The organism is uncultured Ruegeria sp., from assembly GCF_947497005.1.
In the GTDB taxonomy this organism is placed as follows: Bacteria; Pseudomonadota; Alphaproteobacteria; order Rhodobacterales; family Rhodobacteraceae; genus Ruegeria.
This window is the reverse complement of sequence record NZ_CANMFF010000001.1, coordinates 256,201-267,935: the sequence shown is the minus strand read 5'-3', so window position 1 is coordinate 267,935 and position 11,735 is coordinate 256,201. Positions and strand designations below refer to the sequence as shown.

Below are 11,735 nucleotides of genomic sequence, written 5' to 3'. Positions count from 1 at the left end.
CGGAGTGCGCCTGCGGCGCACGCTCGATCTTTTGAAACGCCGCCCTTTTGGGGCGGCATTTTTCGTTTCAGGTCGGACTTTCACAAAGATTGACCGACAATGGATTCGCTGTTAGACATTTATTGAACACTTGTTCATTAAAGCGGAGGGAAGACGCAGATGTTCATGGCCACGATGAAGTTCGATCTGGGTGAGGATGTGGATGCCCTGCGCGAGATGGTGCATCGCTGGGCGCAGGAACGGGTCAAGCCGATGGCGGCAGAGATCGATGCAACAAATTCATTTCCTAACGCGTTGTGGAAAGAGATGGGAGAGCTTGGCCTTTTGGGAGTCACCGTGCCCGAAGAATACGGCGGCGCTGGCATGTCTTATCTGGCGCACACGATTGCCGTTGAAGAAGTTGCTCGCGCATCGGCATCAGTTTCTCTGTCCTACGGGGCGCATTCCAACCTTTGTGTGAACCAGATCAAGCTGAACGGCAATGATGAGCAGAAGCAGAAATACCTGCCGCGCCTGATTTCAGGAGAGCATGTGGGCGCGCTGGCCATGTCGGAACCTTCGGCCGGGTCGGATGTGGTGTCGATGAAGCTGCGGGCTGAAAAGCGCAACGATCACTACCGTCTGAACGGTAACAAGTATTGGATCACCAACGGGCCGGATGCCGATACTCTGGTGGTTTATGCCAAGACCGACCCCGATGCCGGATCGAAGGGCATCACGGCTTTTCTGATCGAAAAAGAGATGACGGGTTTTTCGACTTCACCGCATTTCGACAAGCTGGGGATGCGCGGATCGAACACGGCCGAGCTTATCTTTGAAGACGTTGAGGTGCCGTTCGAAAATGTGTTGGGCGAAGAAGGCAAGGGTGTGGCCGTGCTCATGTCGGGGTTGGACTACGAACGTGTCGTTCTGGCCGGTATCGGCACCGGTATCATGGCTGCCTGCCTGGACGAAGTGATGCCCTACATGGCCGAGCGCAAGCAGTTCGGCAAACCCATCGGCAGCTTTCAGTTGATGCAAGGCAAGATCGCCGACATGTACACGGCGATGAATTCGGCGCGGGCCTATGTCTACGAGGTCGCCAAGGCGTGCGACCGGGGCGACGTGACCCGGCAGGATGCGGCGGCCTGCTGCCTTTACGCCTCGGAACAAGCGATGGTGCAGGCGCATCAGGCCGTTCAGGCGCTGGGCGGGGCGGGGTTCCTGTCGGATTCACCGGTCAGCCGGATTTTCCGAGACGCCAAGCTGATGGAAATCGGTGCAGGCACCAGTGAGATACGCCGGATGCTGATTGGCCGTGAAATGATGAGTGAAATGCTCTGAGAAATACCGCCCCGCAGACGAGGGAACTGCGGGGCGTTTTGGTTATGGGATCAGAACCGATGGACGTAGGAAACACCGACCAGCCAGGGATCGATTTCCGCGGTGCCGATGGGGTTGCCGTTCAGCGAGACATCCGAGTCAATGTCGAACCAGCGTACGTTCAGACGGATCGCACCGTTTTCGGTGACCACGTAATCCAGACCTGCCTGCAGCGCGAGGCCGACAGAATTGTCGAGATCGAGGTTACCCAGCGCGGATTGTTCGTCGAAGAAGATGGTGTAGTTCAGGCCGGCGCCGACATAGGGCTTCCAGGCGCTGTTGGTCGGGAAGTGATAGTTCAGCGACAGGGTGGGCGGCAGGTGCTTGACCGTGGCCGCGTCCGTGCCACCAAGGGCAACGGTGTGTTTGAACGGGGTCGCGGCCAGAAGCTCGATGCCCAGATTGTCGCGAACAAAGTATTCCGCAGTGAAAATCGGGCGGGTGTCCGCGTCAATCGTCGCTGCCGCACCGGCCAGCGTACCGTTGTTGGATTTCGGGTCCAGGTAGCCGACACCAATGCCAAGCGTCCAATCCCCTTGCGATTGGGCCAACGCCGGAGCAGCCAGAGCGACCAATGCGGTAGACAGTGTCAAGGCGGCGAGTCTCTTTGTCATATTCTTGCCTTTGGTTATGTTAATGTTCGTGGTTTCGCAAAGGCAGCGACCGGCAACTCTGATCTGTATCAAGTTTGCGTGATAAGCCCACTTGAGGTCACGTCGCCAAGCATCATGAAAACAAGGGGAATTCGCGGTGCCAGACGTTGAGCGCATACCGGGTTTGCGCCCAGGGGGAGCCTGGGACTTACCTGACCGGCTGAACATGGCGCAGCAGTGTCAGAGCCATCCGGGCGATCAGGTGGCGCTTGTTGATCTGACAGGATCGGACTTGCGAACCATAAGCTATAGGCAGCTGTCGCAGATGACCGACGGTATCGCCCGCGCGTTGTCGCGTCGCGTGCAGCCCATGGATCGCATCGGAGTTTTACTGAGCCAATCGCCGTGGTGCGCAGCGGCCCATCTGGCGATTTGGAAAATTGGCGCGATCTCAGTGCCGCTGTTCAAATTGTTCAAGCGGGATGCGCTGCGGTCGCGGGTTAGCGATGCGGGTGTTCAGATCGTGCTGACCGATGCCGAAGGGACGGATCTGCTGGGTGATCTGGCCGAGCCTCTGATTGCCTCTGATATCGGCGAGGAAGGTGCGGATGTGCCATTTGCCGCGACCGGCCCTGAAGATCCGGCGGTGTTGATCTATACCTCAGGCACCACCGGCAGCCCGAAGGGCGCGCTGCATGGGCACCGGGTTCTGACCGGGCACTTGCCGGGCGTCTCGATCAGCCACAATCATCTGCGTAAAGGTGATTGCCTGTGGACACCGGCGGATTGGGCTTGGATCGGCGGATTGTTCGATGTGCTGATGCCGGGCCTTGCGCTGGGTATCCCGGTCGTCGCGGCGCGGTTAGAAAAATTCACCCCCGAGGCCTGTGCAGACATTGTCGCGCGGGGCGGGATTCGGAATGTGTTTTTTCCACCAACCGCGCTGAGGATGCTCAAGGCAGCGGATCAGGTGATTCCCGGACTGCGCTCAGTGGCTTCCGGCGGCGAACCATTGGGGATTGAGATGCTGGCTTGGGGTCAGAAGGCGTTCGGTCTGACAATCAACGAGTTTTACGGCCAGACCGAATGCAACATGGTTGTTTCGTCGTGTTCAGAGGATTTTCCCGTGCAACCCGGCTGTATCGGCAAACCTGTAGCGGGGCACGAGGTTGCGGTAATCGACGAGAACGGCAACCCGACCAGCGAGGAAGGCGACGTGGCCATCCGGCGCGGTTCGGCCTCGATGCTGCTGGAATACTGGAACCGGCCCGGGGCGACTGCTGAGAAATTCCGGGGCGACTGGCTGATAACCGGAGACCGTGGCGTGTGGGAAGGCGACTACCTGCGCTTCGTGGGTCGTGACGATGACGTGATCACCTCGGCGGGCTACCGCATCGGCCCGGCGGAGATCGAGGATTGCCTGCTGACCCACCCGGCGGTGGCGACGGTGGGTGTGGTCGGCAAGCCCGACCCGCTGCGGACCGAGATCGTGAAGGCCTATGTGGTGTTGAAACCAAGAGCTGAGGCCACAGAGCGCGAGTTGCAGGATTGGGTCAAGGACCGTCTGGCGCAATATTCCTATCCGCGCGAGGTGGCGTTTCTGAAGGAATTGCCGATGACAGTGACCGGGAAGGTGATCCGGAAAGAGTTGAAGGCGCGGGCGGCGGGGGAATTGAACAAGTGATACTAAAATTGAGAAACTTATTTGTTTTGGCGACTGCGCTAAGTGCCGTTGGCGTGGCAACACGATCCGAAGCAGCGAGTCCTGACAGTTTTGATACAGTCGCATTTTTGCAAGCTTGCAGTGATCTGGTTCCAAATGTCGACTATGCGCCTCCTATGGATGTGGAATGTATCAGTCAAAGTCATAGGATGTGTGAGTTGGTGGACCCGAGTGCTGAGGCCGAAAAATGCGTTTCGGTGGTTTCCAAGTGGATGCGCGACGAAACGATCTCGAAATGGTCTCAAATCCCGGAAAAACTCCGTCTCGGTTATGGACACCCTCCTGCCGCGCAAGAGTTAGCAAGAGATGCAATGAGATATTTCGACAATGAACTGTTGGCCCAATTTGCGCCGGCTATACCTGATTGTGAAGACGTTCAGGTCCAAGGAGTCTCTGAGCAGGTTGTTTGTGGCTATGCGGATGCCATGGCTGGCTGGCTTGCGCTGAGAGAGCTCCAACGCGCGGCTGAACGCGCTGAAGAATAACAGGTGCCTTAGACATGAAACTCACTTCCAAAGCCATGCCCACCTCCGAGGGCTTCAAAACAAACCGCACAGCCCATCTTGATGCGCTGGCGCAAATCTCTGATGCCGCCGAAGCGGCCCGTATAGGGGGCGGCGAGAAATCCCGCGTGCGACATGAATCCCGAGGCAAGATGCTGCCGCGTCGGCGGGTGGCGAACTTGCTGGATCCGGGGTCTCCGTTCCTCGAAATCGGGGCGACGGCGGCGCATGGGATGTATGGCGATGCCGCGCCCTGTGCCGGGGTGATTGCGGGCATTGGCCGGGTGCAGGGGTGTGAGGTCATGGTGGTGTGTAACGACGCCACCGTGAAGGGCGGCACCTATTACCCGATGACGGTCAAGAAACACCTGCGCGCGCAGGAGATTGCCGAGGAAAACCATCTGCCCTGCATCTATCTGGTCGATAGTGGCGGCGCGAACCTGCCCAATCAGGATGAAGTCTTTCCCGACCGCGATCATTTTGGTCGCATCTTCTATAATCAGGCGCGGATGAGCGCGAAGGGGATTGCTCAGATCGCGGTGGTGATGGGGTCTTGCACGGCGGGCGGGGCTTATGTGCCCGCGATGTCGGATGTGACGATCATCGTGAAGGAGCAGGGCACGATCTTTCTGGCCGGACCGCCATTGGTCAAGGCCGCGACGGGTGAGGTTGTCAGCGCTGAAGACTTGGGCGGCGGTGATGTGCATACTCGTTTGTCCGGCGTGGCCGACTATCTGGCAGAGGATGACGCTCATGCACTGGCCCTTGCGCGCCGCGCGGTCGCTTCGCTGAACCTGCGCAGGCCGCAGACGGTGGATTGGGCCAGCCCCGAAGACCCGGCCTATGATCCCGACGAGATTCTGGGTGTTGTTCCTGCCGACCTTCGGACTCCTTATGACATCCGCGAAGTGATCGCGCGTCTGGTCGACGGTTCGCGTTTTGATGAGTTCAAACCGCGCTTCGGTGAGACGCTGGTGACCGGTTTTGCCCATGTCAAAGGCTGCCCTGTTGGCATCATCGCCAATAACGGCGTGCTGTTTTCTGAGGCCGCACAGAAAGGTGCGCATTTCGTCGAGCTGTGTTCGCAGCGCAAAACGCCTCTGGTTTTCCTGCAGAACATCACTGGCTTTATGGTCGGGCGGAAGTACGAAAACGAAGGTATCGCACGGCACGGGGCCAAGATGGTGACCGCCGTGGCGACCACTTCGGTTCCCAAGATCACCATGCTGGTGGGTGGCTCGTTTGGGGCCGGGAACTATGGCATGGCTGGACGTGCCTACCAGCCGCGGTTCCTGTGGACATGGCCGAATTCGCGGATTTCCGTTATGGGCGGTGAGCAGGCAGCGGGCGTGCTGGCCACTGTCAAACGCGATGGGATAGAACGGCAGGGCGGCACATGGTCTGCCGAGGAAGAGGCCGAATTCAAGCGCCCGACGCTAGAGATGTTCGAGGAGCAATCGCATCCGCTCTACGCCTCGGCCCGGTTGTGGGACGACGGCATAATCGACCCGCGCAAAAGCCGCGACGTGCTGGCCCTGTCGCTGAGTGCCGCTCTGAACGCACCGATTGAGGAGACACGTTTCGGCGTGTTCCGGATGTAAGATGAGCGAGAGTTTGCAAGACATTAAGGCCCGCTATCCCGGTGCGCAAACCTTCAAATTCGGTGACAGCGCAGTGCTGAGCGCTGAGCTACTGGCATTTGTGCGTTCTGGCCGCAAAACCGCGACCTGTGATGCACTCAGCAACTATCCTGATGGAAGCCCCGATATGCCGAAGCCCGGTCGCCGTGATGTTGCACTGAACTGGGATGGCACACCGGCATTGGTCATTGAAACCGTTTCTGTTTCGATCCAGCGTTATTGTGATGTGACCGAGGACTTTGCTTTGGCGGAAGGTGAGAATGAAACGCTTGAAGGATGGCGGGAAGATCATCGTCGCTATTTCCAACGAAACGGTGGTTTTAATCCCGAGATGAAACTCGTGTGCGAACGGTTTCGGCTTGTAGAAGATCTGGCATAGGAAGGGTGTAGGATATGTTCAATAAAATCCTGATTGCCAACCGGGGCGAGATCGCTTGCCGGGTTATGGAAACCGCTCAAAAGATGGGGGTGTCTTGCGTTGCTGTTTATTCCGATGCGGACGCCGTAGCGAAGCATGTGCAAATAGCGGACGAGGCCATTCATATTGGCGGTCCCGCCCCGGCAGATAGCTACCTGAAAGGGGATGTGATCATACAGGCGGCGCTGGATACCGGCGCACAGGCGATCCATCCGGGCTATGGGTTTCTGTCCGAGAACCCTGACTTCGTGGATGCGGTTCAGGCTGCGGGTCTGACGTTCATTGGCCCCTCGGCGGATGCGATCCGCAAGATGGGCCTTAAGGATGCGGCCAAAGTGCTGATGGAAAAGGCGGGCGTGCCCGTGGTCCCGGGCTATCATGGTGACAATCAAGACCCTGAGCATTTAGCAGGAGCGGCTGATACGATTGGGTATCCTGTGCTGATCAAGGCCGTGGCGGGCGGTGGCGGCAAAGGAATGCGGCTGGTCGAACGCCCCGAGGATTTCCGTGCTGCGTTGGACAGTGCGCGTGGCGAGGCCAGGACAGCTTTTGGCAACGATGCGGTATTGGTCGAGAAATTCGTCGCCAAACCTCGCCATATCGAAGTGCAAGTGTTCGGCGATGGTACCCAAGCGGTGCATCTGTTCGAACGTGACTGCTCGCTGCAACGTCGGCATCAGAAGGTGATCGAAGAGGCTCCGGCCCCGGGCATGAACATCGAGATGCGCGAGGCGATGGGCCAGGCTGGCGTGCGGGCTGCTGAAGCCATAGGCTATAGAGGCGCTGGCACGGTCGAATTCATCGTCGATGCCTCTGACGGGCTGCGTCCCGACAGATTCTGGTTTATGGAAATGAATACGCGTTTGCAGGTTGAACACCCGGTGACCGAGGCGATCACCGACGTCGATCTGGTCGAATGGCAATTGCGTGTTGCAGCGGGTGAAAGCCTGCCGAAGCAACAAGAAGACCTGTCGATCTCTGGCCATGCGTTTGAGGCCCGTCTTTATGCTGAAGACGTGCCGAAAGGGTTCTTGCCTGCAACTGGAACGCTGACTCATCTGGTTTTCCCTGCTAATTGTCGCGCCGATAGCGGCGTGCGGGCCGGGGACACGATCAGCCCGTGGTACGACCCGATGATCGCCAAGGTGGTCGTACATGGTGCAACACGGGCCGTTGCGCTGGAGACATTAAACCGGGTGCTTCAACAAACTGAAGTAGCAGGCACCGTTACGAACCTGGCCTTTCTGGGCGCGTTGACGCGTCACGAAGGATTTGCCTCGGGTGATGTGGATACGGGTCTGATTGGGCGAGACCTTGAAGCGTTGGTGCAGGAACCAGAGCTGTCGGTCTCTTCGGCAGTCGCAGCTGCGATAACTGCACTGAATCTTGTGGATGTTGAACCAGACACCGGGTTTTCGCTCTGGGCTCCGCTGCATCGCGCTGTGCAATTGTCCCATCGCGATGTGGTGTTGGATCTGGACGTGCAGGTCGACGGGCCGGATCGCCAGATCTGGCAGATTGGCAAGGATCGCGTTGTTGCAGAACGCGCCGCCGGGCGTTGGGTATTGAACGGTGCACCGATGCCTCGCGTCGCGGTGGATAACGCGATCCTGACGGTTTTCACCAACTACGGCCAGAGCTTCGAAATCATCGATCCGCTGGACAGGGATGCCAGCGCGACCGGCGACACCAACGTGATCGAGGCTCCGATGCCCGGTCTGGTCAAGGCCGTCTTTGCCACAGCGGGACAAACCGTACAGGAAGGCGATCGTTTGGCCATATTGGAAGCTATGAAGATGGAACATTCTCTGCTTGCGGCGCGTGACGGGGTTGTGGCCGAAGTTTTGGTCGAAGACGGTGCTCAGGTCGAAGCCGGGGCCGCTTTGGTGAGGTTGGAAGAAGAGTAACCTGTACCCGCGCCGCGCGACGTGGCACGGTCGGGCTTACTGCATTTTGAACGAGAAGAAACCGGGAGAGGTTCTGACATGGGCGATCTGGTCGAGATCTATGAAGTTGGGCCGCGCGACGGGCTACAAAATGAAAAGCGAGAGATACCGGTTGCCGACAAGGTCGCGCTGATTGACTGCCTCAGCCGTGCGGGTTTCCGCCGGATAGAGGTTGCAAGCTTTGTCTCACCGAAATGGGTGCCGCAGATGGCGGGATCGGCTCAGGTGCTGGGTGGGATTACACGCGCGAGCGGTGTGCGTTATGCGGCGCTGACACCGAATATGCATGGATATAGCGATGCGCTGGCGGCCAAGGCGGACGAGATTGCAGTGTTTGCCTCTGCCTCCGAGGGGTTCTCAAAAGCCAATATCAATGCCTCAATCGCCGAGTCGATTGAGCGGTTCACGCCGATCCTTGAAGCGGCGCGTCATATCGACCTGCCGGTTCGCGGTTATGTTTCATGCGTCACGGATTGCCCATATGACGGTCCGACACCGCCCGAAAAAGTGGCCGAAGTCGCCGATCGGCTCTTTGGGCTTGGCTGTTATGAGGTTTCGCTGGGTGACACGATTGGGCAGGGCACTCCGGACAAGGTCGCACATATGCTTCTGGCAGTACGCGAAAGGGTTCCGGTAACCCGGTTGGCAGGGCACTTCCACGACACCAATGGTCGCGCGGTTGACAATATCGATGCCGCATTGGCGCTGGGTGTTCGCGTGTTCGACGCAGCCGTGGGCGGGCTGGGCGGTTGCCCCTATGCTCCGGGTGCTGCGGGCAATGTCGCGACTGAAGCTGTTGCATCGCACTTACAAAGACTCGGGTATGAAACCGGTCTGGACATCGATGTGGTTGAAGAGGCAGCGCAAATGGCAAGGGCACTAAGGGGCTGACATGTTAGAAACAATCGCGATCGTGACCGATGCACGCGGTGTAGCTACGCTCACTTTGAACAGGGCGGAAAAACACAACGCCATGTCGGGGCAAATGATCGCCGAACTGACCGAAGCCGCGTCGCGGCTGGGGCAGGATGACGGCGTGCGGGTGGTTGTTCTGGCAGCTGCCGGTAAGAGTTTTTGTGCAGGTGGTGATCTGGGTTGGATGCAGGACCAGATGGCCGCCGACAAAGCGACACGTTTCGTCGAGGCGCGCAAGCTGGCCGAAATGTTACAGGCTTTGAACACGATGCCCAAGCCTTTGATCGGGGCGTTGCAGGGCAATGCCTTTGGCGGCGGCGTGGGGATGGCTGCCGTTTGTGATGTCGCAATTGGGGTCGACAGCCTGAAGATGGGGTTGACCGAGACACGGTTGGGGCTGATTCCCGCAACAATCGGGCCCTATGTCATCGCACGCATGGGTGAGGCGCGCGCACGCCGGGTTTTCATGTCGGCCCGTCTGTTTGACGCAACTGAGGCCGTTGATCTGGGATTGCTGACGAAGACTGTGTCCGCGGATCGGCTTTTAGAAGCGGTAGAGGATGAAATTCGCCCCTATTTGTCTTGCGCGCCGGGGGCAGTCGCCTCCGCCAAGGCGCTGGTCCAATCATTAGGGCCGCGCATTGACGATACCGTGATCGATCAGACCATCTCGGAACTGGTTGAACGGTGGGAAACGGAAGAAGCGCGTGAAGGGATCGCGGCGTTTTTCGAAAAACGAAAACCTGTATGGAATAAGTAGGTTTAGCGAAGAACCGCTGTGCCAAAGCGAAACGCACGCGCTGCGATTCTATGCCGCGCTGTCAAGCACATGTTTGATGGCGAAGGGGGCTGTGTTCGGTTGACCCTCTGACCCCGCGGGGATAGAGAATGTCCAGTCAACACGCCAATTGACGGCGCACCCGAATAAGATGCGTGCGCAGGAAAGGAGCTATTCGTGGAAGACCTGCTGCGGGAGTACCTCCCGATTCTGGTGTTTCTGGCCGTTGCCGTGGGCCTTGGAATCGTCTTGATTCTGGCCGCAGTCGTACTGGCCGTCCGCAATCCCGACCCTGAAAAAGTCAGCGCATATGAATGCGGGTTCAACGCCTTCGACGATGCGCGGATGAAATTCGACGTCCGATTCTATCTGGTCTCGATTCTTTTCATCATCTTCGATCTGGAAATTGCTTTCCTGTTCCCGTGGGCCGTGGGCTTCAAAGACATCAGCGATGTCGGGTTCTGGTCTATGATGGTGTTTCTGGGCGTTCTGACCATCGGCTTTGCCTATGAATGGAAGAAAGGGGCCCTGGAATGGGAGTGATGACGGGTGCAAACACCGCCGGCGTCGACAAAGAAGTCGCCACCCAGGCCCTGAACGCCGAACTGCAGGACAAAGGTTTCCTGCTGACTTCGACCGAAGACATTATCAACTGGGCCCGTACCGGCTCGTTGCACTGGATGACCTTTGGCCTGGCCTGCTGCGCGGTTGAGATGATGCATACTTCGATGCCGCGTTACGATGCCGAACGGTTTGGAATCGCCCCGCGCGCCTCTCCGCGCCAATCTGACGTGATGATCGTGGCCGGAACCCTGACCAACAAAATGGCACCGGCGCTGCGCAAGGTCTATGACCAGATGCCCGAGCCGCGCTATGTGATCTCTATGGGATCCTGCGCAAATGGCGGCGGGTATTACCACTATTCCTATTCGGTTGTACGTGGCTGTGACCGCATCGTTCCGGTGGATATCTACGTACCCGGCTGCCCGCCGACGGCTGAAGCGCTGTTGTACGGCCTGATGCAGCTACAACGCAAAATCCGCCGTACCGGCACAATCGTACGCTGAGGAGAGAGCTGATGAGCGAAGCACTCAAGGAACTCGGCGCACAATTGGAACTGAAGAGGGCTGATTGCGTTTTGTCATGGGATGTAACCCATGATGAGCTGAACGTGGATGTTGCTCCGTCGAACCTTGTGGAATTCATCGAGTTCCTGAAGTCCGACCGCAACTGTCAGTTCTCGACTTTGGTGGACATTACCGGTGTCGACTATCCCGAACGGGCCAAGCGGTTCGACGTGGTGTATCACTTCCTGTCGATGTACCAGAACCAGCGCATTCGTTTGCGGGTTTCAATCCGTGAAGAAGACATGGTGCCCTCAATCGTTGACGTGCATCCCTCGGCCAACTGGTTCGAGCGCGAGGTGTACGATATGTTCGGAATCCTGTTCTCGGGGCATCCGGATCTTAGGCGCATTCTGACGGACTATGGGTTCCGCGGTTATCCGCTGCGCAAGGATTTCCCGACCACCGGCTATATCGAGGTCCGTTACGACGAGGCTCAGAAACGTGTGGTCTATGAGCCCGTGTCGCTGGTGCAGGAATACCGTCAGTTTGATTTCATGTCTCCATGGGAAGGTGCGAACTACATTCTGCCGGGGGATGAGAAACAGGAGACCGAATAATGGGTAGCATCTGGTGGCTGATCTTGTCTGCGCTGACCATCATTCCGATGGTGAAGATACTGCCGTTCTTCGGGATCAACAAAGTCTGGTGCCTGCTGTGTCTGGTCCCTTTCGGCACGATCGCCCTGTTGTGGTGGGTCGGACTGAAATTGCAAGAGTTGGAGCGTCGCTGA

The 11,735-nt window shown here is 58.1% G+C and carries 13 protein-coding genes; 12 read left to right on the top strand and 1 reads right to left on the bottom strand.

The features are described from left to right. Window positions 1-159 precede the first annotated feature (159 nt). Complete coding sequence (locus Q0816_RS01370) at window positions 160-1,323, top strand: isovaleryl-CoA dehydrogenase (RefSeq protein ID WP_298846687.1); 1,164 nt, start codon at window positions 160-162, stop codon at window positions 1,321-1,323. A 50-nt stretch (window positions 1,324-1,373) separates the two neighbouring features. Here Q0816_RS01370 and Q0816_RS01365 read toward each other — a convergent pair whose 3' ends face one another. Then, window positions 1,374-1,976: an OmpW family outer membrane protein gene (locus Q0816_RS01365; protein WP_298846684.1), complete on the bottom strand. Its 603-nt coding sequence runs from the start codon at window positions 1,974-1,976 to the stop codon at window positions 1,374-1,376. A 136-nt stretch (window positions 1,977-2,112) separates the two neighbouring features. On the opposite strand from Q0816_RS01365, the gene Q0816_RS01360 reads away from it, so the two are divergent. The 11 genes from Q0816_RS01360 to Q0816_RS01310 all read left to right on the top strand — a co-directional run bounded on the left by Q0816_RS01360 (window position 2,113) and on the right by Q0816_RS01310 (window position 11,735). Continuing rightward, the gene (locus Q0816_RS01360; protein WP_298846681.1) at window positions 2,113-3,639 is read left to right on the top strand and encodes an AMP-binding protein; all 1,527 of its coding nucleotides are present in this window, start codon (window positions 2,113-2,115) and stop codon (window positions 3,637-3,639) included. After that, a complete protein-coding gene (locus Q0816_RS01355) occupies window positions 3,636-4,163 on the top strand; it encodes a hypothetical protein (RefSeq protein WP_298846678.1) in 528 nt (175 codons plus the stop codon). Before Q0816_RS01360 ends, Q0816_RS01355 begins: the two co-directional genes overlap by 4 nt. Before the next feature lie 14 nt (window positions 4,164-4,177). After that, window positions 4,178-5,782: a carboxyl transferase domain-containing protein gene (locus Q0816_RS01350; RefSeq protein WP_298846675.1), complete on the top strand. Its 1,605-nt coding sequence runs from the start codon at window positions 4,178-4,180 to the stop codon at window positions 5,780-5,782. A 1-nt stretch (window position 5,783) separates the two neighbouring features. After that, window positions 5,784-6,200 (top strand): ASCH domain-containing protein, encoded by a 417-nt coding sequence (locus Q0816_RS01345; protein ID WP_298846672.1) that lies wholly within the window; start codon window positions 5,784-5,786, stop codon window positions 6,198-6,200. Between the two features lie 14 nt (window positions 6,201-6,214). Further along, window positions 6,215-8,146: an acetyl/propionyl/methylcrotonyl-CoA carboxylase subunit alpha gene (locus Q0816_RS01340; RefSeq protein ID WP_298846669.1), complete on the top strand. Its 1,932-nt coding sequence runs from the start codon at window positions 6,215-6,217 to the stop codon at window positions 8,144-8,146. A gap of 78 nt (window positions 8,147-8,224) precedes the next feature. Next, window positions 8,225-9,076 carry a hydroxymethylglutaryl-CoA lyase gene (locus Q0816_RS01335; protein ID WP_298846667.1) on the top strand — a complete coding sequence of 284 codons (852 nt, stop codon included), beginning with the start codon at window positions 8,225-8,227 and terminating at the stop codon, window positions 9,074-9,076. Between the two features lies 1 nt (window position 9,077). Next, window positions 9,078-9,860 (top strand): crotonase/enoyl-CoA hydratase family protein, encoded by a 783-nt coding sequence (locus Q0816_RS01330; RefSeq protein ID WP_298846664.1) that lies wholly within the window; start codon window positions 9,078-9,080, stop codon window positions 9,858-9,860. A gap of 195 nt (window positions 9,861-10,055) precedes the next feature. Further along, window positions 10,056-10,421 (top strand): NADH-quinone oxidoreductase subunit A, encoded by a 366-nt coding sequence (locus Q0816_RS01325; RefSeq protein ID WP_050602775.1) that lies wholly within the window; start codon window positions 10,056-10,058, stop codon window positions 10,419-10,421. Further along, window positions 10,412-10,945 (top strand): NADH-quinone oxidoreductase subunit B family protein, encoded by a 534-nt coding sequence (locus Q0816_RS01320; RefSeq protein ID WP_037307875.1) that lies wholly within the window; start codon window positions 10,412-10,414, stop codon window positions 10,943-10,945. Before Q0816_RS01325 ends, Q0816_RS01320 begins: the two co-directional genes overlap by 10 nt. Window positions 10,946-10,956: 11 nt before the next feature. Then, on the top strand, window positions 10,957-11,562 hold the full coding sequence (locus Q0816_RS01315) for an NADH-quinone oxidoreductase subunit C (RefSeq protein ID WP_298846658.1): 606 nt from the start codon (window positions 10,957-10,959) through the stop codon (window positions 11,560-11,562). Beyond that, window positions 11,562-11,735 (top strand): hypothetical protein, encoded by a 174-nt coding sequence (locus Q0816_RS01310; protein WP_298846656.1) that lies wholly within the window; start codon window positions 11,562-11,564, stop codon window positions 11,733-11,735. The genes Q0816_RS01315 and Q0816_RS01310 overlap by 1 nt, the downstream gene beginning before the upstream one ends.